Raw genomic sequence first — 25,595 nt, 5'->3', positions numbered from 1 at the left:
TATAAAAAAGTAGGAGTAAAGTATATATACTAGAAGATTTTAGACCATTTTAAGAAGAGTTATTATTGAAATAATAGAAATAAAACAAACTTTTGTAAAAATAAACATAATTGTAGGTTTAATATAAAAAACAATTAATAAATCTTCTTTAAATAGAAATTAGAAATAGATTTTTATATACCTAAATTTTTTAATTTTGAAAAAATGAATTTTAAATAAGCCTCGAGAGCCCTTTAATTGAATAAAAAATTCTGAACGAATTTCTTAATTATTAATATATCTATAAAAACGAACAAATTCTATGATTTAGTGTAACCTAAAAGGTGACAGCTAATTAATAATAATTTTTGAAAAAATAATAAGATTAAAATGAATACCTTCTAAAAAAAAATGATAAAGAAAATATGAAGATAAAAAATGAATATCTTCTAAAAAAATGATAAAGAAAATATGAAGATAAAAAATGAATATCTTCTAAAAAAAAATGAAAAGCAAAATATGAAGATAAAACAACTAAATTAAAAAAATATTATATATTGTTTTATTAATTTAAACTATAAACATTAAAAACAAAGGAATAGTCACTAAGCCAAACAAAGTCGAAGTAAAAATACAATCTGAAGTCAAATGAGGATCCAACTTATAAGTTATGGCTAAAACAAGCCCAATCATAGCTGATGACATAGCCGCTTCAATAAGTCCGATTGTATGATTGAATCCAGTGATTCCAAGCAAGGCCATAACCCCTAAAGCCACAAAGGGATATAATATAAGCTTAATGAATGAGGCAAGACTCACTTCCTTAAGATTGTTCTTAAGCCCGCTTATATTCAAGGACAAGCCTAAAGAGATCATAATAAGAGGGATAGTGGCATCACCCAAATAACCAACTACAGTAGTTCCGACATCTGTTATCGGAATGGCGAATATATTAAAGAGAATTCCTAAAACGATAGACCATAATGGAACAAAAGTAGCTATCTTTCTTAAAGCCACCTTCAATTCACCATCAAAAATCAATATCAGGATAACGCTCAATATTACAAATGTGATTGAGGTGGAGCAGTCACAGAAGACTGCACGTATAAGGCCTTCGCTGCCATAGATCCCCTGTGTAATCGGATAGCCTAAAAACCCTGTATTTCCCAAGACCACTGTTACAAGTATGCTCCATATTTTAACATTATCCCAAGCAAATAATTTAAGTAGAATATAAGTGAATACTCCTACGATTAAACTAGTGATAGTAGTGGAAAGTGTTAAAATACTCAAAGATGGAAGCAAGGAAACATCAGCAGTGTATAAAGCATTGAAAATTAGACAAGGTAGACATATATTGATTACTAAATTATTGAGTGTTTCGACATCTTCTTCTTTTAGAAGGTCTATTTTTTTAAGAAGCACTCCAAGCAGAATCATTATGATTATTGAGAGTATAATTATTCTAAAGTCCATAGCAATCAACATATAAAAATAAGTATTATTTAATTTATTTTAAATAATTAAAATACTTTTGTAATGATTTTGAGAATTAGAAAATTTAAGAATTCTATGGAATAAAAATAGTAGAAATGAAAATTAAGGAAAATAAAAGTTAAAGAAAAAGTTTAAAATGAAAAATAAGAAAAAAGGGTTTAAATTAAGTTAAAGAATAAAAATTAAGAAAAAAATAGAGTTATAATTAAGTTAAAGAATAAAAATTAAGTAAAAAAAGAAAAAACACAAGTTAAAGAGCAAGGTACTCCCAACAAGTGATAAAATTTTTGGTCAAGGTTTTTGAGCCGAAGGCTCAAAAAGCTTGAATTTAGTCAACAATTCCGTCTGTAGTAACCTTAAATACTGCTTCTCCTTCAGGTAAGTGAGGGCTGTCTACGAGCCTAGCAATTCTTTTACCAGCTAAACCTTTTTTAAGCCAGATTCTGTAAGTTGAAGCGTGTCCTAAAACGTGTCCACCAATAGCTTTTGTAGGGCTGCCGAAGAAAGCATCTGGTCTTGCTTGTACTTGGTTAGTAAGGAATACAGCAACATTATAGGTGTTAGCGATTTGTTGCAATGCATGTAAATGTTGGTTAAGCTTTTGCTGTCTGGTTGCTAATGATTCCCTTCCTACATATTCTGCTCTGAAGTGAGCCATAAGTGAGTCAACGATTACAAGCCTTACATTTACTCCACTTTGGATAAGCTCATTAATCTTTTCAGCCATCAATATTTGGTGAGAGGAGTTGAAAGCTCTTGCGATGTGGATTCTTTGTAAAGCCTCTTCACGGTCGATTCCACAAGCATCTGCGATTTGTTCAATCCTTTCTGGTCTGAATGTGTTTTCTGTATCGATGAATACACATTCCCCTTCAAGTCCGCCTCTTTCCTTAGGCAATTGAACTGTAACAGCTAATTCGTGGGAGATTTGACTTTTACCTGAACCGAACTCACCGAATACTTCAGTGATAGATTGGGTTTCGATTCCACCGCCGATCAATTCGTCTACGTTTTTGCTCCCTGTAGTGATACGGCCAACATCTCTCCTTCTTTCCATTACATCAAATGCAGTTTCAAAATCGATCTTTTCTGCCTTACGAGCTGCTTCAATAACTTTTTCAGCTACACCTTCACCGATTTCCGCTTTTACAGATAATTCTTTAGCAGTAGCAGTAGCTAATCTCATCATATCAGCAAATCCAGCCTCTCTTAACTTTTCTGCAGTTTTTTCTCCAACATTAGGTAAGTCTTCAAGTTCTACCATTATAATCAATCCTTTTTATTTAATTTATTCATCTGTCAGTTTGTTATTATGTTTTAATCGTGAAAATATTAATAAATAAAATCTATAGAAAAAAATAATAATTTAGCAGTAAAAACTGCTAATTTCTTATTAAATATTTTTTATGACGATTCAGTCAAATTACCATTCCAATTAAATATTTTTAAAATGATTCAACCAAATTACCATTCCATATTAAAGATCTTTCTTGGTCTTAACCTATTTTCCTCATCATATTCATTGAATGTAACATCTGCAAGGATTTCTAAGGTAATGCCTTCCAAATCATCAATCTTTCCTTCCAATGGACCAAGGTCTCCACCTTCTCCCTCATAGAGTTCAAAGATTTCATCCTGTTTCATGCCAAGCAATTCTCCAACCAATTCATTGAAGAATGTAACTTGAATGTCGCCTGTGTCATCCTCTAATTTACCTGGAAGCATTAAAAGGTACTTAGGCTCGTCAATATAATTGCCGCAGAAGCTGCATTCCTCAGCATCGATATCTTCAGGCTCTAATGTATTGTTACATTGAGGACATTTAGGAATGATCATCTTTTGACCATAGATGTCTACAAATCTGCCTGTAACTCTGATTTTAGTGTCGTCATCTGAAAGGTTAGCAATCTCCTTGGTTTGATACAATGTATTTTGTAACTCTAAAATGTCTGGAATATCATTTATCTCACTGTCAGATGGAGTTAAGATATTTGTTCCGTTTCCAACGCTTAATTCTAAATAGTCCATATTTGAATTATATCTTACACGTGGATTTTGGATTTTGATAGCGTCCCCAACGCCGTATGGAAGGTTATTCTTATCATCCCATAAGGTTACTCTAATGGAGCCGGTTATGTCTGCAACCTCCATATTTCCAACCAATCCTTTAGTGCCGTCATCCCTTGGGAATTCCCGAGGTTCATGAACTTCCAGGATTCTAGCCAAGACTTTAATGTTCATGTCATCCTCATCCAATTCTTCAATTTTTTTGCTGATGTAGATGGACTCTTCTAACTCTTCAAATGAAGGAAGGTCACCTGCTTCGCTTTCTGGGATTTCAATGAATCTTGTGGTCTTTCCTACATTGACTTCCACTGCATACATTCCCATACGGGTTCTGGCGTTTTCAACCTTGTAGGCCTTTCCTATTTCAGGAACCTTAGCCTTGTCATCCCAGAAGGATACCCTTACAAGTCCGTCAGGAGATGATCCATCAGCCATTTCACCAGAGCGGACAACACCTTCAGTGCCGTCATCCCTTGGGAAGGTGTGGGTGTCATTTAAGGTGATGATTCTACCGATAATGTCAACTTCCTCACCGTCTTCCTCAATAGATTGAACCTCGCTGATTGGAATAGGTCCTAAGTTTTCTGCTTGACCTTTTAAGGTTTCTATCAAATCGCTATGCTCTTCAGGGTTGATTTTTAACTCAGTGTTCCAATTGGTGTTTACCCTGTAGCCGTTTGAGAAATCATCATATTCTATATTTCCTCCAATGACCTTGACAATGTCTCCCTTGGAGATAGGTATCTTAGTGTCGTCTCCCCATAGGGTTACTCTGATGCTTCCTTCGTCGTCTGAAAGCTCGATTGATTTTACAAAGCCTTCAGAGCCGTCGTTTCTTGTGAATTGAATTACGTCCTGAACCTTTGTAACAAGACCGATAATGCTTACATCCTGCATCTCTTGGGCATCTGCAATCTTAATGATGTTTTCCTCATATTCTGGAATGTCATAGTCGCCTTCAGCCTTGACGATTCTTCCATCCCAATGGCTTAAGGAAATTTCTCCGTTTCTTTCTCTGGATTGTTCATTAAGGATTTTGACAATGTCCCCTTCCTTCAATTCCAAGATGTCGATTAGCTTAACGTCATTGTTCCATAATGTGTATGAGGTCTTTCCGCTTGCATCCTGAATTTCAAGGGAGGTTACCTTACCTTTCTTGCCGTTGCTTTCATAGGCATGTGGCTTAGGAACTCTGATTAGCCTTCCTATGATGCTTACGGTTTCATCAGGCTTAATGTCTGCAATCTGAGTAATCTTTTCCTCATAGACAGGGAAAGCAGCAATGTTTTCCGGATAGTTTTCACTGCCCTCTTCAATAGGTCTTAAAGATGATCTTGGACGTAGGGAGAATTCCTTACCTCCTCTGAAGCCTTCTTTACATTCGATATTTGTAATCTCTACAATATCTCCTTCAGTGACATGCTTGAGATGCTTGATGTTTTCAGTCCAAAGAACAAGTCTTAGCTCTCCGGTGTCATCGGCAATCTGCAAGTTGCAAAGCTTTCCTTGCTTTCCTTTTCTGGAAGTGAATATTCTGCTGTTTCCAATGCTCATTATACGTGCAACAACATTGAATCCTTCATTGCCTGGTTCAACATCAGATATCTTCTGGAATTCGCCTTCTACAATAGCAGGTCCTGGCTCATCATCGCCACCACCCACTAATGGATTAACAATCATGTTTAAAAAGTCTATGTCGCTGAAGAAAGAAGCGTCTTTAAATTCTGCCTTGTGTTCATTAAATTTAGTTATAAATTCTTCTTTGGACATTTGATCTTGGACTTTTTCCCAGCCTTCTACAATAGTCTGGAAGTCCTCATCGCTAATGTCTTCTTCCAAATTCATTCCTTCGAAAAATTCTTTTTCCATACCAAACCCTCGTTTTATTAAATTATAAATTTAGTCAAAGATTTTTAATAATTATTATTAAAAAATCACATTCAAGGGATTTACACTTTCATGCAATTTTTAAAATATTTTGAAAATAATCAAAGTCATTCTCAAATAATTATTTTGATACAATTTTTCTCTTGTAAATTATAATTTAATTTTATCTATATATAATGTTTAAGAGAGAGCATTTGAAAACTAATACCTATATTTCAAGTGTAAAAAAATATGCAATTTTCCCAAAAGACATCTAAAACCACGAAGATAAAAAAAATCACTTAAAATGGATAGATACTAGTTTTTGCCCTCACAGACTGTTTTTTTAAACATATAACCATAGATATTCATAAATCATATAATTTTTAATCAAATTAATTGCTATTTTTAATCAATTAAATTCTTTGATAAATTCTAATAGAATTATATTTTTGTTTTTTATAAACTTATCGGATTAATTAAAAATTATCTATTATATAATATTGTTATTATATGTAATTTAATTTATGATTTCAAAAGCGAAAAAATGACCAGAGAAATTAATACAAATGTATTTTCAAAATCATAATTAAATTGATAATATTTTTATAGAGACCGATGAGATGTAAAAAATATTTAGACTATAGATTATTTAGATAGATTATTCAGATGATGTAAAAATGTCCATTAGAATTCAATTATACTTATTTATCTAAGATTATAGCTTTAAAAAGGTAAAATCTTTCTAGATCAATAAAATCATTCCAAATTTTTTGAGGAAAATTCTTATGGATAGCCTTTAAGAAATCAAATTTAATAGAAAATTTTAATTATCGAGCAGAATAGGGTGAATTTTAGCTAAACCAAATCTAATAGGAAATTCGATTTTCTTAAGGCTATTTTTTAAAAAATCAAGATTCAATGAAACTACAGTATATGCAACGAATGATTTTAAAAAAAATCTTTTTGGAATAATTTACCCTTTCGCAAAAACAATCTGTACTAATTCATTATACGACCAAATATATAAACTTATGCTTTTTTAGTTAAAAAAAAGACAGTTCCATACAACTTTAACAATTTCAAGTCAATTTAGCCATTTTAAATCAATATTGATGTCAAAGTGTAAAATTGATGTCAAGGAGTAAAATTGATATGAGAATGTGAAATTGATGTCAAAGTGTAAAATTTTATAGAGTTTATAAGAGGGAGGGTATTTTTTAAAAATAAAGAGCTTAGGATGAGTATCTTTTTGGCCTTGAAAAATAGTTGACATTGGGATAAAATTTGAAAAATTTGTATCATTTCTTACGAACAAAAGCAATTTTGATGTGAGAATGTGAAATTGATGTGAAATTAAAAAACTATTAGCGAGTGGAGAACAGTCATACAATAAAAATAAGTGTTTAATAATAACAATAATTTAAAATAATGATAAAAATAAGTTGAATAAAAAAAGTAGATAAAAAATGAAATATTTAAATAAAATTAATTAATAAGCATTCTTATTACGCCTAAATACTGTCCAAAACATGATTTTTACATCCAGCGCCAAACTCCAATTTTCTACATAGCGAATGTCATATTCAATACGCTTTTTAATTGAAGTGTTTCCCCTATAACCATTTACCTGAGCAAGTCCAGTTAGTCCAGGCCTTACCTGATGCTTAACCATGTATTTAGGAATGGTTTTCTTAAACTCCTCCACAAAATAAGGCCTCTCAGGGCGGGGACCGACTACGCTCATATCCCTCTTTAGGACATTGAAAAACTGAGGAAGCTCATCTATGCTCCATTTTCTAATGAAAGTGCCTATTCTTGTCTTTCTTGGATCGTCCTTAGTTGTCCATTGGGATTTCTCCTCCTCATCATCCTGAACCTTCATGCTTCTGAACTTATACATCATGAAGGGCTTACCGTTATAGCCTATCCTTTCCTGCTTGAAGATGATAGGTCCTGGAGACTCAATCTTAATTGCAATTGCAGTTAAAATCATGATTGGAGATGTGATTATAATAGCTACAATGGATACAAAGTAATCTGAGACTATCTTCTTGAACTTATTGAAGGCATCATCCAATGGAACATAGCGGATATTGATGATAGGCATGTCATCAAGCATGTCAACTGAAGGCTTAGCCGGAAGATACTTATAATAGTCTGGAATGATTTCTGCCTTGATTCCCTCTTCCTCACATGCATCCACGATTTCGTTTAGATGGTAATAATACTTAAGGGGAATGGCTATGACCACCCTGTCAAACTTATGGGTCTTTAGAACACGAGGCAAGTCATCAAAGCTGCCTATAAACTTGGTTCCTTCAAATCGTTTGCCTATATTTTCCTTTCTTCCTAAAAATCCGGCAATATTGTATCCCAAATAGGTTTTAGAGTTGATCTTATGTGCAAACTCGAATGCCAAGTCATTGTCTCCGATGATAAGCATATGCTTCAGGTTAAGGTTGTTTGTTCTCATCATTCTCAATACAAGAACGACCAATACCCTTTCAGCGATTGTGAGAATCATTCCAAATAGGCTTAAAAGAAGGAGCATGATCCTTGAAAAGTTAGGCTGATTGATGATGAACAAAATAGCAACCAGGATGATGAATGCCATTATGTCAGACTTTACAATGTCCTCAGCACCAGAGAATATTGATGATTGGTTACGGAATGGCTTATAAAGACCAAAGAAGTAGTATAATAGAATATAAGTAGGAATTATGCAAACGATTGTGAATATGAAATAGTCACTGAATGGAAGGGAGCCTCCTACTGAGAATATGGTGGTCTTGAATCTTACAAAGTATGCAAGGCCTAGTGAGATAAGAATTACAATAATGTCTATGATGACTAGTATTGCATTTAATATTCTCTGATTTTCTTTAATCATGGTACCACTCTTTTAGGTTGTTTTTAAAGAACTTTAAAAACTAATTTTAATAATTAAACTTATAAATTCATTTAATCTTATATTCCACGTGAAAATTTAAATCTTATATTCTAAGTAAAAATTATTTTATAAAAATTATATTCACATAATAATTATCCAAGTAAACATAATATTTTATATTATATATAATTTTAAAAAATATGATTTATATAATTACCTATTTTAATTGCCTAAAAAAATAATAAAAGTTTTTAGAATAATTATAAATTTAAAAAAATAATAATTATTTAAATATTTGATAAAAAAAGTAATAAAAATTAGATAAGAATAAATTAAGACAATAAGATAATTTTTAAAAAAGTCTGTATTGATTAAAATATCATTTGGAATAAGAAAATTATAGCCTGAAAGCATTCTAAACTAAATTAAAACAAGTGAAAACAAGTATCAAGACCTGAAGGCATTTCTAACTAAGTTAAAAACTAGCAAAACTCCAATTCCAATATAGACTGCAATGTTTACAAGGAAATTATATTTTTTAGTATAGTGCTTTTTATAAAAGACATACATTGCCCTATAAAACTCATAAATAATCTTTGGATTTCTTTTTTTAGTATTTTTATCCTCGCTGCTTGCTCCCTTATAGTGAATTATCTCTGCCTGGCCGAAGTAAACTATCTTCCATCCTGCCTGTTTGATTCTATAGCACCAATCAATATCCTCTCCATACATGAAGAAAGCATCATCCAAAAGGCCTACTTCATCGATTGTAGTCCTTCTAACAAGCATAAATGCCCCTACAAGGCAATCAATCTCATAAATACCATCATCATCAAGATCATCCAGATTATAATCGTTCTTGTCACTATCTACATTTATATGAAACAATTTATAAAAGGAGTTTGCAGGATTTGGAAAGCTGCGCTTGCAGGCCTTGTCAAGACTTCCATCGGCAAGGGAAACCTTACAGCCTAATGCATCTATATCATCGTGGCCTTTGTCTGTTATGTAATCCATGCACTTGTCGATAGTGGATTGCTTCATAAGGGTGTCTGAGTTTAAAAGAAGTATGAAATCCCCTTTTGCTTGCTCTATTGCAATATTATTTGCCTTTGCAAAACCATCGTTGGATTGGTTTGGAATGATTTTTAATATTCCTCGTTCTGTTTCACTTTTAAAGTATTCTTGAAGTTTTTCAAGGCTGTCATCTGTTGATTTGTTGTCTACAAGGAATATTTCATATGTATAATGAGTAGGTTCAGCTAAACAAGAATCTATAGTGTCCCTTGTTAATTTAAAGGTGTTATAATTAACAACAATAATTGATAAGTCTATATTTCTCATTCTTTTTCACCTACGAGTAAATTCTGTTATTCGATTATTTCAATCCTATTTTTTAAAGTAGCCAAATGTGTTCTTAATCATCTTCCATTCTATCTTAAAGTAATTTTTCCAGTTTTTCCATTCAAAGTGGGTCTTTTCTATTCCTTTTCTTTCTCTTAAGCCCTCTTTTACTCCGCCCAAATAGATTGAACCGAATCCTTTCCTTAAAAAGAAGAGGTATTTTATGAAAAATCCAAGAAATATGAAGATGAAATTAACAATCTTTAGAGGAATTGGGAAATTCTTATAAATCATCCAAACATTATTTCGTGCAGCAAGCCTTATCTTAAACTCATTATACCTGCTTCCGCTTGTAGCACTTCCATAATGATAGATGATTGATTTAGGCTCTAGGTAGTTTCTATAACCATTTATTTGAGCCCTGAATGAAAGATCTATATCCTCTACATAAGCAAAGAAATTATCGTCAAAAAGACCTATTTTCTCCAAAATGGATTTTCTATACAATGCAGCACCTGCACAGGATGAGAATATCTCCCTTTTTTCATTGTAGTTGTCAATCGGACTCCCATCGCCTAGTTTCTTAGTGTATGCAAGTAGATTATATTCATCACCTGCATCATCAATTAGGCTTCTATTATGGTACTGTATCATCTTTGACTGAATGGAGAATGGATTTTTCCCCTCTTCAATGGATCTTTCCATAGATTGAATTAATGTTTCTATAGTATTAAATTCAAGTTCTACATCATTGTTTACAGAATAGATTAGTTCGGATTTAGCCAAGCGAATGCCCTGATTGACTGCAGGAGCAAATCCAAGATTTTTATCATTTTTTATAAGTTTTATGTCAATCTTATAGCTAGGACTGTTTATGTATTCTTCTATAAGATCACAGCTGGCATCAGTAGATGCATTATCGATTATGATGATCTCTTCTATGAACCTACTTTGAAAAGCTAAGGTTTCAAAATAGGCGTTTAAGAATTTAAGACCATTATAGTTAGGTGTTACTACTGATACTTTCATATAATCACTATTTTTTTTAATTGAATTATGAAGAATTTAAAATAAATTGGAATAATATTTTATTCAAAGAAGGATTAAAAGGAACCTTATTTAGAAAATCTACTTTTTAGAGTACATCTTTTCATAATATTCTTGATATTCGCCGGATTTTACCTTTTCCATCCAGTCTTGATTGTCCAAATACCAATGGATTGTTTCCACTATTCCTGTTTCAAATGTGTATTTTGGTTTCCAGCCTAATTCTTCTGTTATTTTGGTTGAATCTATTGCATAGCGTCTGTCATGACCTAATCTGTCTTTTACAAATTTTATTAGGCTTTCTGGTTTATCAAGTTCCTTAAGAATAAGTTTTACTATTTCTATATTTTGCTTTTCGTTGTGGCCGCCAATGTTGTATACTTCTCCTATCTTTCCTTTGTGGAGAACAAGGTCAATAGCTGAGCAGTGGTCGTAGACGTGTAGCCAGTCTCTTATGTTTTTTCCGTCGCCGTATATTGGGAGCTCCTTGTCTTCTAAGGCATTGGAGATCATTAGTGGTATCAGTTTTTCTGGGAACTGATAAGGCCCATAGTTGTTTGAGCATCTTGTTATGTTGATTGGGAGGTCGAATGTCTCTCCATATGCTCTTACCATAAGGTCAGCACCTGCCTTTGAGGCTGAATATGGGCTGTTTGCCTGGAGAGGAGTTGTTTCGGTGAAGTATCCCTCTGGGCCTAGGCTTCCATATACTTCGTCGGTGGATACTTGTAGGAATTTTTTGATTTGGTATTTATAGGCTGCATCAAGCAATACCTGTGTTCCGATTATGTTGGATTTGATGAATATCTGCGGGTCTTCTATGCTGCGGTCCACATGGCTTTCAGCTGCAAAATTGACTATGTAGTCTACGCTGCTTACAACAACATCAACAAGACCTTCATCCATGATATTTCCCTTAACAAAGGAATAATTCGGATTATCTTCAATATCTTCAAGATTTTCAAGGTTTCCGCAGTAAGTCAAAGCATCTAAATTAACTATTTCATAATCAGGATACTTATCAAGCATATATTTTATAAAGTTACTACCTATAAAACCTGCACCGCCAGTAACTAAAATTTTTGTCATAAAAACACCTTAAATAAAATATAATTAATTAAAAATAAATAAAATTAAATAAATAAATCAAATAAACTAGATTAAACTGAATTAAACTAAATTAAACTAAATTAATCAAAAACTAAATCATCATTCATCTTCCATATAGAAATCAGTTGGAGTGTCTTTCATTGGCTTCAATAGCTTGTCCTTTTCAGATAGAATCAGATCCTCTTCCTTAAGGTCTCCCAATGGCCATTCGATTCCTATATCAGGGTCGTTCCATTGGATTCCTCCCTCATCATCTCCTTTATAGAAGTCTGTACACTTGTAAACGAATTCTGCTTCATCTGATAATACTAAAAAGCCATGGGCAAATCCTTTTGGTATAAATAACTGTTTTTTGTTTTCTTCAGAGAGTATTTCCCCCATCCATTTTCCATATGTAGGTGAGTCTTTTCTAAGATCCACTCCCACATCGAAGACTTCTCCCTTTATTACACGAACCAGCTTTCCTTGTGGCTGTGTGTATTGGAAATGGAGGCCTCTAAGTACTCCTTTTGATGACTTTGATTGATTGTCTTGAACAAAGGTTAAATCAATCCCCTCTGCCTTAAAGTCATTCTCATTATAAGTTTCCATAAAGTAGCCCCGTTCATCTTCAAAAACGGTAGGTTCAACTGTAAATACACCTTCAATTTCACTTTTAATTATATTAAACTTGCCCATATTATCACTTAAATTATAATAGCCATTATTATTCTTTTCATTAAATAACTAATCTTCTTTCTGTTAAATAAAATTATACTTCTCCAATTAACAGATTATACTTCTTTCTGTTAAGTAAAATTATACTTCTCCAATAACAGATTAAATCTTTCTTTCTGCTAATTTAGTTAAATAATCACCATAAGCAGTTTTCTTAAGAGGCTCTGCTAATTTTAAAAGCTCTTCTTTGCTAATATATCCCTTGGAATAAGCAATTTCCTCCAAACAAGCAATATACAAACTTTGTCTCTTTTGAACTGTCTCAATGAAATTAGCTGCCTCAAGAAGCCCATCATGAGTACCTGTATCAAGCCAAGCCATACCTCTACCTAGGAGCTCTACCTTAAGCTTGCCCCTATTAAGATACTCCTCATTTACAGAGGTTATTTCAAGCTCTCCCCTATCTGAAGGCTTTACACTCTTTGCTATCTCAATAACATCATTATCATAGAAATAAAGTCCCGGAACAACATAATTGGATTTAGGATGTTCTGGCTTTTCTTCTATGGAGAGAACATTCCATTCATTATCAAACTCAACAACCCCAAAAGCCTCTGGCTTGTTTGTAAAGTAGCCGAATATGACCGCTCCATCATCAAGATCACGAGCTCTTTCTAGGATTTCAGTAAATCTGTGTCCATGGAAAATATTGTCTCCCAATATAAGAGCAACATTGTCATCGCCAATAAAGTCTTCCCCTATGATGAATGCTTCAGCAAGCCCGTTAGGATTCTCTTGCTCAGCATAGGAAAAGGACATTCCTAAATTGCTTCCATCCCCTAGCAAGTCCTTATACATTGGCAAATCACGAGGAGTTGATATTATTAATATATCTTTAATATTCGCTAGCATCAAGACAGATATAGGATAATAAATCATTGGCTTATCATATAAAGGCAATAACTGCTTAGAAACAGCCTTTGTAATTGGATATAATCTGGTTCCAGAACCACCAGCTAAAACGATTCCTTTCATATTATCACAACTTAAATATAACTACAAATATGTGTTAAATTATTAAATAAATATTAAATTTTACCTATTTTTACAAAAAAATTATATAAAGAAATATATTGATTCAAAGCTTCCTTATAATCTCTCATTGGAACAAAACCTGCGCTTTTCCATTTTACATTGCTTAATACAGAATAATGTGGCCTTGGAGCAGGTCTTGGAAACTCTTCAGTGCTTACAGGTATGACCTTCACATCAATATCAGATATTCTAAAGATTTCTTTTGCAAAATCATACCAGGAACATTCCCCATCATTTGTAAGGTGATAGATGCCATACTTATCGCTGTCTAGAACCTCACATATTGCCATTGCCAAATCAAGAGAGAATGTAGGAGACCCTATCTGATCATTTACAACAGTTATCTCATCATGTTCCTTAGCCAAATCCAACATGGTCTTTACAAAGTTTCCTCCATGGATTCCATATAGCCAAGCGGTACGAAGAATGAAGTATTTTTGAGTGTTTTCCTGAATGAACTCCTCTCCAGCAAGCTTGGTCTTTCCATATGCGCTTTGAGGACCTAATTTGTCATTTTCTATAAGAGGAGTTCGCTTAGTTCCATCAAAGACATAGTCTGTGCTTATATGGACCAAAGGAATATCAATCTTATTACAGGCTATTGCCAAATTACGAGGCCCTAGGGCATTTACTGCATATGCATCATCATAATGAGTCTCACAGTCATCTACAGCAGTGTAAGCTGCAGCATTTATGACTATTTCCGGACGTTCTTTAGCAATAAAATCAATACATCTTTCTTCATCTGTGATGTCTAGGTCTTTAGAGCCTGTTGCAATTAAATCATGATTTTTTAGAACCTCTCTTAAGTCAGATCCTAACATTCCATAAGCGCCTGTAATTAAAATCCTCATAAATATTCCTCTAAATTAATTTGAATAAATATTGTAATAACTGTTGTAATATATTATAATATAATTTTTAATTTCATAAAATATATAATTAATCAAAAAATATTAAATTTTTTCTCTAATTGGAAAAATAGCAAAAGAAAACTGTAAAATAAATTAGATTGCCTTAATAGTGAAAAATAGCCAAAATTATTCTGATAATATTTATATTAAATAAAGATTATATATAAAATCGTATAAACTATTTTAATTAATATTTAATAGTGTTTGAATTGATTAATTTTTTAAAAAAAAAAATAAACTCTTAAAAAAGATTTTGAAAATAACAATTTAGCTATTAAACGAAAAGAAATAAACATTTAATTATTAAAGAAATAAAACTTAAAAATTACTAAAATGCAATAAAAATAAACTCAGGGAGATATTATGAAAATTTGTATTGTAGGACAAGGATATATCGGATTGCCAACTGCAGCATTATTTGCTAAAAGTGGCTGTGAGGTTGTTGGCGTAGACATAAATAAGGAAATCATTGAAAAGCTAAACCAAGGAATAGCCCATATAGAAGAGCCTGGAATAAGCGACTCAATCAAAAATGCGGTAGACCAAGGCCATTATCATGCTTCATTAACTCCTGAGGAGGCAGACACATTCATAATAACCGTTCCAACCCCATATTTGCCTGAGGATCTTAGCTGTGACTTAAGCTATGTAATATCCGCTTGCAATTCCATTCTCCCTGTCCTTAAAAAGGGAAATGTCGTTATCATCGAATCAACAATAGCTCCAATGTCTACAGATGAGGTAATCAAGCCTATCTTTGAAAATGAAGGCTATGTCATTGGAGAGGACCTATATCTTGCTCACTGCCCTGAAAGAGTATTGCCTGGACAAATAATGGAAGAGCTTGTAAACAACAACAGAATAGTAGGTGGAATCACTGAAGAATGTACTAAAAAAGCTGCAGATGTCTATAGAACCTTTGTAAAAGGAGAAATAATAGAGACTGAAGCAAAGACTGCAGAATTATCAAAATGCATGGAAAACACCTTCAGAGACGTCAACATCGCACTTGCGAATGAGCTTGCTAAAATATGTGCAGAGATTGGCGTAAACGCCCTTGACGTTATTGAAATGGCAAACAAGCATCCAAGAGTTAATATCCATAGCCCAGGCCCTGGTGTTGGAGGCCACTGCCTTGCAATCGATCCATATTTCATCTATGCAAAGGCTCCAGAGACAGCAAAAATAATCAAGCTTGCAAGGGATACAAATAACAGCATGCCAGGTTTTGTAATAGAGAATACCGGAAAGATTCTAAGCAAATTAGACAAAGATGCAGAGAAGATAAGCGTATTTGGAGTGGCCTATAAAGGAAATACAGACGATGCAAGGGAAAGCCCTGCATTTGAGATAATTGCAGGACTGAAGGCTGCAGGATATGAAGTGGTCATACATGACCCTCACTTTGACAATCCAGATTACTTAGACTTTGATGATGCAATCAAGGATTCTTCAATGATACTTATCTTATCTGACCATAATCAGTTCAAGGATATGGATTATGATAGCATAAAGAGGAATATGAAGACCAAGCTCATATTTGACACTAAAAATATAATTAAAAGTGTACCAGAGGATGTTACTTTAGTCAATTATGGCAATTTGTATAAGTTTATACATTAATGATAGAATAAAACGAAAATTGTTAAAATCCAAGTGAAAAGCAACAAAAATAAAAATAATCATAAAGCTAAAAGATTTGGAATAAATAATTTTCAAATCTTTTAAACGCTTAATTTAAAATTCTTTAAATATATAAGATTTCAAAAGGGTTTATTTAAATATAAAAAAGATTAAAAAATAATAAAATCATTCATTTTTCATTCTAACTAACTATTTTAACTTATTTTTAAAAACATAGGTGAAAACATGTCAACAATTGCTGAAAAGATATTATCAAGAGCTTCAGGACAAGGACAAGTTGAAGCTGGAGATATAGTCATGGCTGACATTGACATAGCCATGATGCATGATTTGACTGGACCTCTTGCAGTTGAATCATTTAACAAGATAGGAACTGAAAGGGTCTGGGACAATGAAAAGATCGTCATCCCATTTGACCACCAAGTTCCAGCAGATTCTCTTGACTCTGCAAACAATCATATCCTAATGAGAAAGTTCGTAAAAGAGCAGGATATAAAAAACTTTTATGATGTTTATGAAGGAGTTTGTCATCAGGTTCTACCTGAAAAAGGCCATGTGATTCCAGGAACTGTTATTGTTGGTGCAGACTCACATACCACAACATATGGTGCCCTTGGAGCATTTTCCACTGGAATAGGCTCTACAGACATGGCTATGGTATTGTCCACCGGGCAATTATGGTTTAAGGTTCCAGAAACCATTCAATTCAATATAGAGGGAATCCTTAAGGAAAATACATCTGCAAAGGATGTGATTCTTAATATAATTGGACAGGTAGGGGCAGATGGAGCAACCTACAAGTCCTGTGAATTCAAGGGAGAGACCATATCCACTATGAACATTTCAGATAGAATGGTATTATCCAATATGGCTATAGAGATGGGAGGAAAAACCGGAATAATTGAGCCTGATAATGTAACCTATCAATACCTTAAGGACAGGGTAAAGGACGAAAACAAAAACAGATTAAAGGCATTCATTGAAAAGTCCAATCTTAAAACAGATGAGGATTCATCCAGTCTTGAAACAATGGACATTGATGTTAGCGACCTTGAGCCACAAATCGCATGCCCACATAATGTAGATAACGTTAAGCCAGCAAGCGAGCTAAGCGACATTGAAATAGACCAAGTGTTTGTAGGTTCTTGCACAAACGGAAGAATTGAAGACCTAAGGGATGCCGCAAAGATATTAAAAGGCAAGCATATAGCATCCGGCCTTAGAATGCTCGTGATTCCTGCATCAAGGGAAACATATATGAAGGCATTGGATGAAGGATTAATCAAGATATTTGTGGAAGCTGGAGCCCTTGTTTCAGCACCATGCTGTGGACCATGCCTTGGAGGCCATACAGGACTAATAGGTCCTGGAGAGGTCAGTCTTTCTACATCAAACAGAAACTTTAAGGGAAGACAAGGAAGTCCTGAAGGTGAAGTTTACCTATCAAGCGCTAAAGTAGCTGCACAATCAGCAATTGAGGGAAGAATTAGTGTTCCTAAATAAGAAAAAGAAAAACAAACCATCTTAGGGGATAAAATGAAAGGAAAAGTTTGGAAATTTGGAAATGATATTGATACTGACATCATACTTCCTGGAAGATATTTAATCTATACTGATGAGGAAAAGCTATCCGAGCATTGCATGGAAGGATTGGACCCTGACTTTAAAAATAAAGTAAGCGCTGGAGATTTCATCCTTGGAGGAACTAACTTCGGCTGCGGATCAAGCAGGGAGCATGCTCCAATAGCAATCAAAGGCTGTGGAATATCTGCAGTAATCGCCGAATCCTTTGCAAGGATCTTTTATAGAAATGCAACAAATGTGGGAGTTCCCCTCCTAGAAGCTCCTGGAATAAGTTCTGCCATTGAAAATGGAGAGGAAATAGAAGTGGATATGGAAAAGGGGATTATCATATCTGAAAGCGGAAAGGAGTATGAATTTAAGAAGCTGCCTCCATTCATGTTGGAAATCCTTGAAGAAGGCGGATTGATTAATTATCTTAAAAAACAGAATGAATAACAATTATTTATCATTTTAAAGAAAAAAAATATTATATTTATCATATTAAAAAACAAATAAATATTATTTTTTTAAATAACAATAAATACAAAATTAGCGAGAGTTTAAACTTATTATCTATTATAGTAAAGGAGATTGAAAAATGTACGAAATTGCAGTAATTCCTGGAGATGGAATAGGTAAAGAGGTAATGGAAGCAACCATAAATGTTTTAGAATCATTGGATGTGGACTTTAACTTTACTTATGGTGAGGCTGGAGACGAATGTCTGGAAAAGAACGGAGTGGCCCTTCCAAATGAAACCATCCAACTTGCAAAAAATGCAGATGCCTGCCTATTCGGAGCTGCAGGAGAGACTGCAGCAGATGTCATCGTAAGACTAAGACAGGAACTGAACCTCTTTGCTAACCTAAGGCCAGTTAAAAGCTATCCAAATACAAATGCCCTCTTTGAAAATCTTGACTTTATGATAGTGAGGGAAAATACAGAAGGAATGTATATTGCAAAGGAAGAGGAATATACAGCCGAAGGAGCAATTGCAAGAAGGATAATAACAAGAAAGGCAAGCGAAAGAATAATAGAATATGCTTTCCAATATGCAAAGGACAACAATAAGTCAAAGGTTACAGGAGTTCATAAGGCAAATGTGCTAAAAATATCAGATGGTCTCTTTAGAGATATATTTAATGAAATAGCAGACAAGTATAAGGATGAAATAGATTCAGAGGATTTTTATGTCGATGCAACTGCAATGTATCTCATAACAAGACCTGAAAGCTTTGAAGTGATTGTAACAACCAATCTCTTTGGAGACATACTATCAGATGAAGGTGCAGGACTTGTAGGAGGCCTTGGAATGATTCCATCAGGCAATATTGGAGAAAACGGAGCATTGTTTGAGCCAGTCCACGGTTCAGCCCCAGACATTGCAGGTCAGGGAATTGCAAATCCATTGGCTATGATGCTTTCAGCAGTCATGATGCTGAACTATCTTGGTGAGAGTGAAGCTGAAGAGAAGTTAAATAATGCAATCCTTGAACTATTAAATGAAGGAAAATGCCTAACTCCAGATTTAGGTGGCAGTTCAACAACTATGGAAGTTAGTGAGGCCATAAAAAGCAAATTATAATAATAAAACCCCTAAAATATATTAAAAATTAAAATATTAAAATACACACTAATCTTACAATTTCAAATAATTAAACTCTAATCAACTATCAAGGGATAAAATGAAAGACAATAACAAAAAAGAACAAGCAGAAGACCTATTAATAGCAAACAAATTCCCTCCTATGAATGATGTAAGTGGAATCATACTTGCAAAAAGAGCCCTGCTTAGCGGCAAGAGATATGATGTTTGCCATACAGTGATTAAAGAGCCCCTTGATAATGACTTTAACGAAATTGCAGAAGAGATTATAGATAACAGAATCATTATAAAGAATTTCGAATATGAAATGAGTAAAAAGGAGCTTAATGAGACCTTTAGAAATTATATAACAGAGGGATTGAAAAAACTGGAAGAGACAAATCCCAACTATAAAACAATAACTACACGTTCCTGGGGATTCCAGCCTAATTTTTTAGCTTTGGAATATAAATTAAAGCACCCAGACACATTCTGGACTGCTGAATTCTCAGATCCCTTAACTGTGAACATTGAAAACAAGCCAAGGGATAGAAGATTCAAGTTAGACAATAAGGAATACATCGATAGAATCAATAATGAAATCGACAAGGTCAATGAAAGAACCGGACAAAATCTGGAGCATATTAAGGAAAGCGACTTCATATACTTGATATGCGAATATATAGCATATGTCTTTGCCGACAAGATACGCTTTACAAACCCAAACCAAAGGGAGATAATGCTTAATCAATGCCCTTATGATGTAAAGGACATGGTCATGGCAAAGTCTGAAATCAATCCTCACCCTACCCTTGATGAGAAATACTACCACATCAAGGAAGTTGACTATAAGATTGATGATGACTGCATAAATATAGGATACTTTGGAACTTATTTTGGAAAGAGAAACTTTGAAACAATCTTCTATGCCTGCGAAAGCCTAAATGAGGACATAAGGTCAAAAGTAAAATTCCATCTCTTCCTAAACCATGGAGATAACCTAAAAAGACTTACAGGCAACTTAAAGATAAGCAAGAACATCATAGTGAATGACAAGGTTTCATTGCTTGAATTTTTAAATCTATCTACCAAATTGGACATTCTCCTTGTAAATGATACAGAGACAAAGGGAAACTTTGAGATAAATCCATACCGCCCATCTAAAATAGCTGATTATATTGGAAGCGGAAGAGACATATGGGGAATCTGTGAAAAGGACAGCATAATGGATGGATTAGATGAAATAAAATATAAATCTTATATTAATGACTTCTATTCAGCTAAATTGACCTTCAATCAGATAGTTAAAGATTCTAGTAAGATAGATGATGGATTGAAAGAAAATCCATTCGAGGATAATGATTATTTAGCTAAAAGAGCCAGTGCAATGAGTGAAGATGAGATAGTTGAACTGATAAATGAAAATAATTACCTAAAGGGTAGAACCAATCATTTAAATCATCTTTTTAATGGAACAAGAGGAAGAGGCTTGTTTGCAGATGAGGCAAAGAAACTGAACTTGAAAAATGAAAAATTAGAGATGGAAAATAAGAAACTAAAGAAAGAAAACAAGAAGTATAAAAAGGATTTGAAGTATCTTAAGTCTTCAAAAGGCTCTTTAAAGTACCAAATTAAAAAGATAGTGAAATAATCAATTAAAATAATTCTAATTAAACTAATAAAACAATATTGGTGTAAAAATGACCAAACCAAAAGTTTCCATGATTTTATCAGCATATAATGAAGAGAGATTCATCGATAAGGCCATATGCAGTCTAACAAACCAAAGCCTTAAAGACATAGAAATAATCATAATAAACGATGGATCCACCGATAAAACACCAGAAATCATAGAGAAATATGCTGAAGAAGACCCAAGAATCACTGTAATAAACCAATCAAATATTGGGCTTGGAGCAAGCAGAAATAAAGGAATGGCAATTGCCCAAGGAGAATATGTGGGATTTCTTGATGGAGATGACTGGTACAGATTAGATGCTCTTGAGATAGCATACAATGAGGCGAAATCAAAGGATACAGACATAACCATGTATCAGATGATAAATTATGATGATGCAACAGGACGAATATACGAAAACGACTGGTTTAATCTAAACAACCTTGATGAAAGCTTTGATGGTATAGTATTTACACCTGAGAAAACAAAAGACTTTCTATTTGACTTATCAGTAAGTTCATGCCAAAAGATCTATAGAAATGATTTTTTAAAGTCAATAAATGCAAGCTTTCCAGAAGGAATCTATTTTGAAGACATGCCTTTCTTCTTTTATGTCTATCTTAAGGCAGAGAGAATTTCAATAATCAGACATCATTTTTATTACAGACGAAAGCACAATGCTTCAATCACCCATGTGGTAGATGCAAATTATCTGGATACTGTGGAAGCGGGATGCGAACTAATGAGAAGATTCATAGACAATGGGTTCTATGATGACTATAAGTTCGACCTTATCGCATACAAGATAAATGGTCCAAGAATGGCTCTTATGGACATAACTGAAGATGCTAAGGAACCGTTGTTCAATCTAATAAAAGAAGACTATGAGAAGATAAAAAATACAGAATATTATCAGGATTATCTTGATAATCTAGGTCCAAAGAAGAAAAAGTTCTTTTTAGATGTAATTAAGTATGACAATTATGAGGAATTTAAAAAGAACAATCCAGAATATTAGGTCAAATAGCAATTAAATGCCTATAATTTTATGATATTCTCCAAAAATATCAATCTAAAAATAAAAAACTTATTTAATTTCTCCAATTAAAAAATAACTTATTTTCTAATCTTTCTAAGAGGAGAAGTTATCTTCCAGCTATTGGACCCCTTCATCTCATCAATCATCTTTTTCTGCTTATCAATAATAGCTTCCTGATTTTTAATGATCTCTTCCTTTTTGGAAATGTCCTTCTCATGCTGCCTCATTCTTTTTAAGACATTCCTAATATAATCCCTAGTTCCAATGGCATTTCTAGACAATAATAAGTTATTTCTTTCAAATATTTCCCTCTGTGAAATATCAGAGTAATAAGAATTGTTGATATGTCCGGTGAATTTCTTAGATTTTTCAATCAAATCCTTACGTATTTTCAAATAGTCCTTGGGATTTTCAGGAGGATTGTCCACATCAAAGATATTATAATTGGATTCATAGCTATCAATGTCACTCTCCAGCAATAAATTGCTCAATCCATCAAACCTTTCCCTAAATCCCCTATTGTTCAATAGCATCACTGGAGTCTCTAGGGCAAGAGATGGCAAGGCGCAATGCAATCTGTCGGTGATTACACAAGAGGCATTCTCATATATCCTTAAAAGATTTTCAGCCATAAACAGCTTTTCCTCATAATCATAAAAGGAGCTAAGGTTATAAAGCCATAATGGCATGGATTCTGGAAATGATGTGTCAAATGATGGTATCATGTCTTGCTGAATCCTATAGATCTTTTTATCTGTCTTATCCTTTAAAAAAGAAATGATCTCATCTGCAATTTCAGAGTTTACAACAATATAATCCTGTCCTTTATCCAATTCCCTTTCCTCTTTAGTTTTGCCATTATCCAATGTCAATGTAAGGCATCCGGAAAAGTATGCATCTATTCCCTGCTCATTTAAAAACTCAACTGTTGAATAATCCCTGCAACCTATAGGGGCATGGTTCATAAAGTATTCTATGCTTTCATCGCTTAAAAGAGCTTTTAACCTTTCCTTATTGCTTGAAGTGGTGTTGAAATGCATGGAGATAAGGAGAGGATCGATTGATTCAGATGGAGGCCATGCCTTTTCACAGTCAAGATACCATCCATTCATAATCATCTTTACATTATCCTCCTCATTGAAGAGATTTATCTTCTCATGATCGATATAGTAATCTATCTTAGGCAGGAATCTTCTAGCAGCAATTGTCTGTATCTCATTGCCTAAGTTTGTTGTATAGTTGTAAACCATTAAAGCATAATTCATTTTCAATCCACCAAACAGTAAAATAAATTCAATTAATCCTAATAAAAATAAATAAATAAATTAAACCGAATAATTACCAATAATTCTAAATAAATAAATAAAACCCAATTCTAAAGTTTTTAATCATTACAAACTCCAAGTTAAAAAAAGTGTTTTCATAGTTTCATCAACACTGGAAGTGTCCTGAACATCCACTTGTGCCTGTTTAGCTATTTCAAAGCGTTCCTCTGGGGACAAATTAGCAATTTCCCTAATCTTATCTGCAAATATTTCAGGACTGTCTGGAGGAACAATAAAACCATTCCTTCCATCATCAATAACTTCAGGGATTGCTGAAACCTCTGTAGTCAATACACACACTCCATAGGCCATTGCCTCAAATATGACCGTAGGAATTCCATCCCTATCGCCATTTTCAGCTATTCTGCATGGAGACGCCAATATATCTGCCTTATCAAAGACCTCTTTTACCTCTTGAGGACCGTCCAAACGCCCCTTAATGGAAATATTATCTAGATTCAACTCATCAATCTGCCTTTGATATGCCTTTTCAAGTCCTCCAAATCCATAGATGGAAAACTCATAATCCTCATCCCTTAGAATGTCTGCCACATCAATCAAGACATCAATTCCTTTCTTTTCAACAAAACGGGAAATGCTTACAATATTTCTCACATTCCTCTCTTTCAATTCAAGCTCCTCTATCTCATAGTCAGTAGCCTGCCTTGTAATATGAATCTTATCCTTATCCACTCCCCTTTCAATCAAATGATTCTTGTGATAGTTGCTCAATGTAAGAATTCCCTTGCAGAATGGGCTTTTGGATATCTCATCAACCCTATTAATTTTATCGACATCATATTTGAAGATGTCAACAGCATGTGCAAATACTGTAAAAGGAATTCCCAGCCTATCGCAAACGGGAAATGTATATTCTGTACAGGGAGGATAGACAAAATGGGTATGCACTATGTCTATCTCATAGTCCAATAGTAATTGCTCCAATTTCCCAGTAGGGTCATCTGACTCATCAAAGCGAATTACTTCCAAATCAAAATCCAATTCAACCAAGTCTGCAGGATCCATATAGCAGAATACAACTACATTGAAGCCATCTTCAACCAAATATCTAAGCTCATTTGAAACAAAAGTCTGTGAAAGTGTAGGAAAGCCCTTCAAGACATATGCTATATTCAAGTCATGGAGTGAATCGAAGTCCCCCCTTATTAGTTTGGATTGATATCTGCTTTTATTGGAATTGCCACTAAATAAAGATTTAAGTTTATTTTTTAGGCTTAAATTAGATTTTGACTTATTAATAGACATTAAAACACCCTTATCCTATTTATTAAAACTTTATTCTTTATGATTTATATAATTAATTAATGATTTGAATACTTTTTCTCCTTATGATTTTGAATAAATTAATGATTTGAATACTTTTTCTCCTTATGATTTTGAATAAATTAATGATTTGAATACTTTCAAGAGAATAAGGTATGATTAGTTCAAAAGAAAAACTATTTGGAGATAGATTTTAAGGTCCAGTATTTTTATAAAAATTCCCTTAAAGAATCATAAAAAATAAACATTTATAAATAATTATATAAATATATTAAAGTAATGTATTATTAAGCAAAACTAAAGGAGATTTGAAATGAGTAGAGCACAAATCGCAGCAATATTTATTATCTTAATTATGGTTTTCAGTGCTGTAGCAAGTTTTATCGTTATGGTAATGTAAATCTAAAGGATAATTATTATTGTAACTGAAAAATAAAACAAAATAAACTAAATAAACTAAATAAATTAATTTAAACTAATTACTAATAGAATATTTATTGGAGGAAGAATTATGGTAAAATATAATATAGGAGCAGTTGTTGCTGAATTTAATTATGATATCACTCACATGATGTTAGAGCTTGCTAAAGCTGAAGCTCAAGTTCGTGACTGTGAAATAACAAAGATTGTAATGGTCCCTGGCGTATTTGACATGCCACTTGCTATCAAAAAACTTACAGAAGCAGACCAAGAAGGAAGAATCGACCTTGACTGTATAATCACTCTTGGTACTGTAATTGAAGGTGCAACAGATCATGACCAAATTGTAGCTCAACATGCATCCCGTAAGATAGCTGACTTATCCTTAGAATGGGGCAAACCAATTTCCCTTGGAATCAGCGGTCCTGGAATGACCAGATTAGATGCACACAGAAGAGTTAGCTATGGTAAAAACGCTGTTGAAGCAGCTGTTAAAATGTGTGACAGATTACAAGACATATAATTTAATCTAATCTAAATCAGATAGATAAATTAAAAAATAGTCTAAAAGATAATAAATTAAAAAAA

At 33.4% G+C, this 25,595-nt stretch carries 19 protein-coding genes; 7 read left to right on the top strand and 12 right to left on the bottom strand.

Features of this window, described 5'->3' with window-relative positions; genetic code table 11:
* Positions 1 to 549 precede the first annotated feature (549 nt).
* The 10 genes from MRU_RS00590 to rfbD all read right to left on the bottom strand — a co-directional run bounded on the left by MRU_RS00590 (position 550) and on the right by rfbD (position 14,409).
* Positions 550 to 1,455 carry an AEC family transporter gene (locus MRU_RS00590; protein WP_048812338.1) on the bottom strand — a complete coding sequence of 302 codons (906 nt, stop codon included), beginning with the start codon at positions 1,453 to 1,455 and terminating at the stop codon, positions 550 to 552.
* Between the two features lie 349 nt (positions 1,456 to 1,804).
* Complete coding sequence (gene radA / locus MRU_RS00585) at positions 1,805 to 2,740, bottom strand: DNA repair and recombination protein RadA (RefSeq protein WP_012954923.1); 936 nt, start codon at positions 2,738 to 2,740, stop codon at positions 1,805 to 1,807.
* 200 nt (positions 2,741 to 2,940) lie between these two features.
* Positions 2,941 to 5,412: an OB-fold nucleic acid binding domain-containing protein gene (locus MRU_RS00580; protein ID WP_012954922.1), complete on the bottom strand. Its 2,472-nt coding sequence runs from the start codon at positions 5,410 to 5,412 to the stop codon at positions 2,941 to 2,943.
* A gap of 1,489 nt (positions 5,413 to 6,901) precedes the next feature.
* Positions 6,902 to 8,302, bottom strand: a complete 1,401-nt coding sequence (locus MRU_RS00575; RefSeq protein ID WP_012954921.1) for an undecaprenyl-phosphate glucose phosphotransferase — start codon at positions 8,300 to 8,302, stop codon at positions 6,902 to 6,904.
* 447 nt (positions 8,303 to 8,749) lie between these two features.
* Positions 8,750 to 9,637 carry a glycosyltransferase family 2 protein gene (locus MRU_RS00570; RefSeq protein WP_048812561.1) on the bottom strand — a complete coding sequence of 296 codons (888 nt, stop codon included), beginning with the start codon at positions 9,635 to 9,637 and terminating at the stop codon, positions 8,750 to 8,752.
* 54 nt (positions 9,638 to 9,691) lie between these two features.
* Positions 9,692 to 10,675 (bottom strand): glycosyltransferase family 2 protein, encoded by a 984-nt coding sequence (locus tag MRU_RS00565; RefSeq protein WP_012954919.1) that lies wholly within the window; start codon positions 10,673 to 10,675, stop codon positions 9,692 to 9,694.
* Between the two features lie 99 nt (positions 10,676 to 10,774).
* Positions 10,775 to 11,782, bottom strand: a complete 1,008-nt coding sequence (gene rfbB / locus MRU_RS00560; protein WP_012954918.1) for a dTDP-glucose 4,6-dehydratase — start codon at positions 11,780 to 11,782, stop codon at positions 10,775 to 10,777.
* A gap of 120 nt (positions 11,783 to 11,902) precedes the next feature.
* Complete coding sequence (gene rfbC, locus MRU_RS00555; RefSeq protein WP_012954917.1) at positions 11,903 to 12,481, bottom strand: dTDP-4-dehydrorhamnose 3,5-epimerase; 579 nt, start codon at positions 12,479 to 12,481, stop codon at positions 11,903 to 11,905.
* Between the two features lie 141 nt (positions 12,482 to 12,622).
* On the bottom strand, positions 12,623 to 13,495 hold the full coding sequence (gene rfbA, locus MRU_RS00550) for a glucose-1-phosphate thymidylyltransferase RfbA (protein WP_012954916.1): 873 nt from the start codon (positions 13,493 to 13,495) through the stop codon (positions 12,623 to 12,625).
* A 53-nt stretch (positions 13,496 to 13,548) separates the two neighbouring features.
* Positions 13,549 to 14,409 (bottom strand): dTDP-4-dehydrorhamnose reductase, encoded by an 861-nt coding sequence (rfbD, locus tag MRU_RS00545; RefSeq protein WP_012954915.1) that lies wholly within the window; start codon positions 14,407 to 14,409, stop codon positions 13,549 to 13,551.
* A 423-nt stretch (positions 14,410 to 14,832) separates the two neighbouring features.
* On the opposite strand from rfbD, the gene MRU_RS00540 reads away from it, so the two are divergent.
* The 6 genes from MRU_RS00540 to MRU_RS00515 all read left to right on the top strand — a co-directional run bounded on the left by MRU_RS00540 (position 14,833) and on the right by MRU_RS00515 (position 21,957).
* Positions 14,833 to 16,092, top strand: coding sequence for a nucleotide sugar dehydrogenase (locus MRU_RS00540; protein ID WP_012954914.1), 1,260 nt, complete (start codon positions 14,833 to 14,835; stop codon positions 16,090 to 16,092).
* Between the two features lie 246 nt (positions 16,093 to 16,338).
* The gene (hacA, locus tag MRU_RS00535) at positions 16,339 to 17,616 is read left to right on the top strand and encodes a homoaconitase large subunit (RefSeq protein ID WP_012954913.1); all 1,278 of its coding nucleotides are present in this window, start codon (positions 16,339 to 16,341) and stop codon (positions 17,614 to 17,616) included.
* A gap of 33 nt (positions 17,617 to 17,649) precedes the next feature.
* On the top strand, positions 17,650 to 18,132 hold the full coding sequence (locus tag MRU_RS00530; RefSeq protein WP_012954912.1) for a 3-isopropylmalate dehydratase small subunit: 483 nt from the start codon (positions 17,650 to 17,652) through the stop codon (positions 18,130 to 18,132).
* 142 nt (positions 18,133 to 18,274) lie between these two features.
* Positions 18,275 to 19,261, top strand: a complete 987-nt coding sequence (locus tag MRU_RS00525) for an isocitrate/isopropylmalate family dehydrogenase (protein WP_012954911.1) — start codon at positions 18,275 to 18,277, stop codon at positions 19,259 to 19,261.
* Positions 19,262 to 19,361: 100 nt separating this feature from the next.
* Positions 19,362 to 20,912: a hypothetical protein gene (locus tag MRU_RS00520; protein WP_012954910.1), complete on the top strand. Its 1,551-nt coding sequence runs from the start codon at positions 19,362 to 19,364 to the stop codon at positions 20,910 to 20,912.
* A 49-nt stretch (positions 20,913 to 20,961) separates the two neighbouring features.
* Complete coding sequence (locus tag MRU_RS00515; protein WP_012954909.1) at positions 20,962 to 21,957, top strand: glycosyltransferase family 2 protein; 996 nt, start codon at positions 20,962 to 20,964, stop codon at positions 21,955 to 21,957.
* A 98-nt stretch (positions 21,958 to 22,055) separates the two neighbouring features.
* Here MRU_RS00515 and MRU_RS00510 read toward each other — a convergent pair whose 3' ends face one another.
* Both MRU_RS00510 and MRU_RS00505 read right to left on the bottom strand, forming a co-directional pair.
* Positions 22,056 to 23,243 (bottom strand): polysaccharide pyruvyl transferase family protein, encoded by a 1,188-nt coding sequence (locus tag MRU_RS00510; protein ID WP_012954908.1) that lies wholly within the window; start codon positions 23,241 to 23,243, stop codon positions 22,056 to 22,058.
* 126 nt (positions 23,244 to 23,369) lie between these two features.
* Positions 23,370 to 24,569, bottom strand: a complete 1,200-nt coding sequence (locus tag MRU_RS00505) for a glycosyltransferase family 4 protein (protein WP_012954907.1) — start codon at positions 24,567 to 24,569, stop codon at positions 23,370 to 23,372.
* Between the two features lie 529 nt (positions 24,570 to 25,098).
* On the opposite strand from MRU_RS00505, the gene ribH reads away from it, so the two are divergent.
* The gene (ribH, locus tag MRU_RS00500) at positions 25,099 to 25,530 is read left to right on the top strand and encodes a 6,7-dimethyl-8-ribityllumazine synthase (RefSeq protein ID WP_012954906.1); all 432 of its coding nucleotides are present in this window, start codon (positions 25,099 to 25,101) and stop codon (positions 25,528 to 25,530) included.
* Positions 25,531 to 25,595: the final 65 nt, after the last annotated feature.

Origin of the sequence: Methanobrevibacter ruminantium M1, from assembly GCF_000024185.1 — an archaeon.
GTDB classification, from domain to species: domain Archaea; phylum Methanobacteriota; class Methanobacteria; order Methanobacteriales; family Methanobacteriaceae; genus Methanobrevibacter; species Methanobrevibacter ruminantium.
Note: the sequence above shows the minus strand (reverse complement) of the source record. Positions and strands in the feature narration are given on the sequence as shown.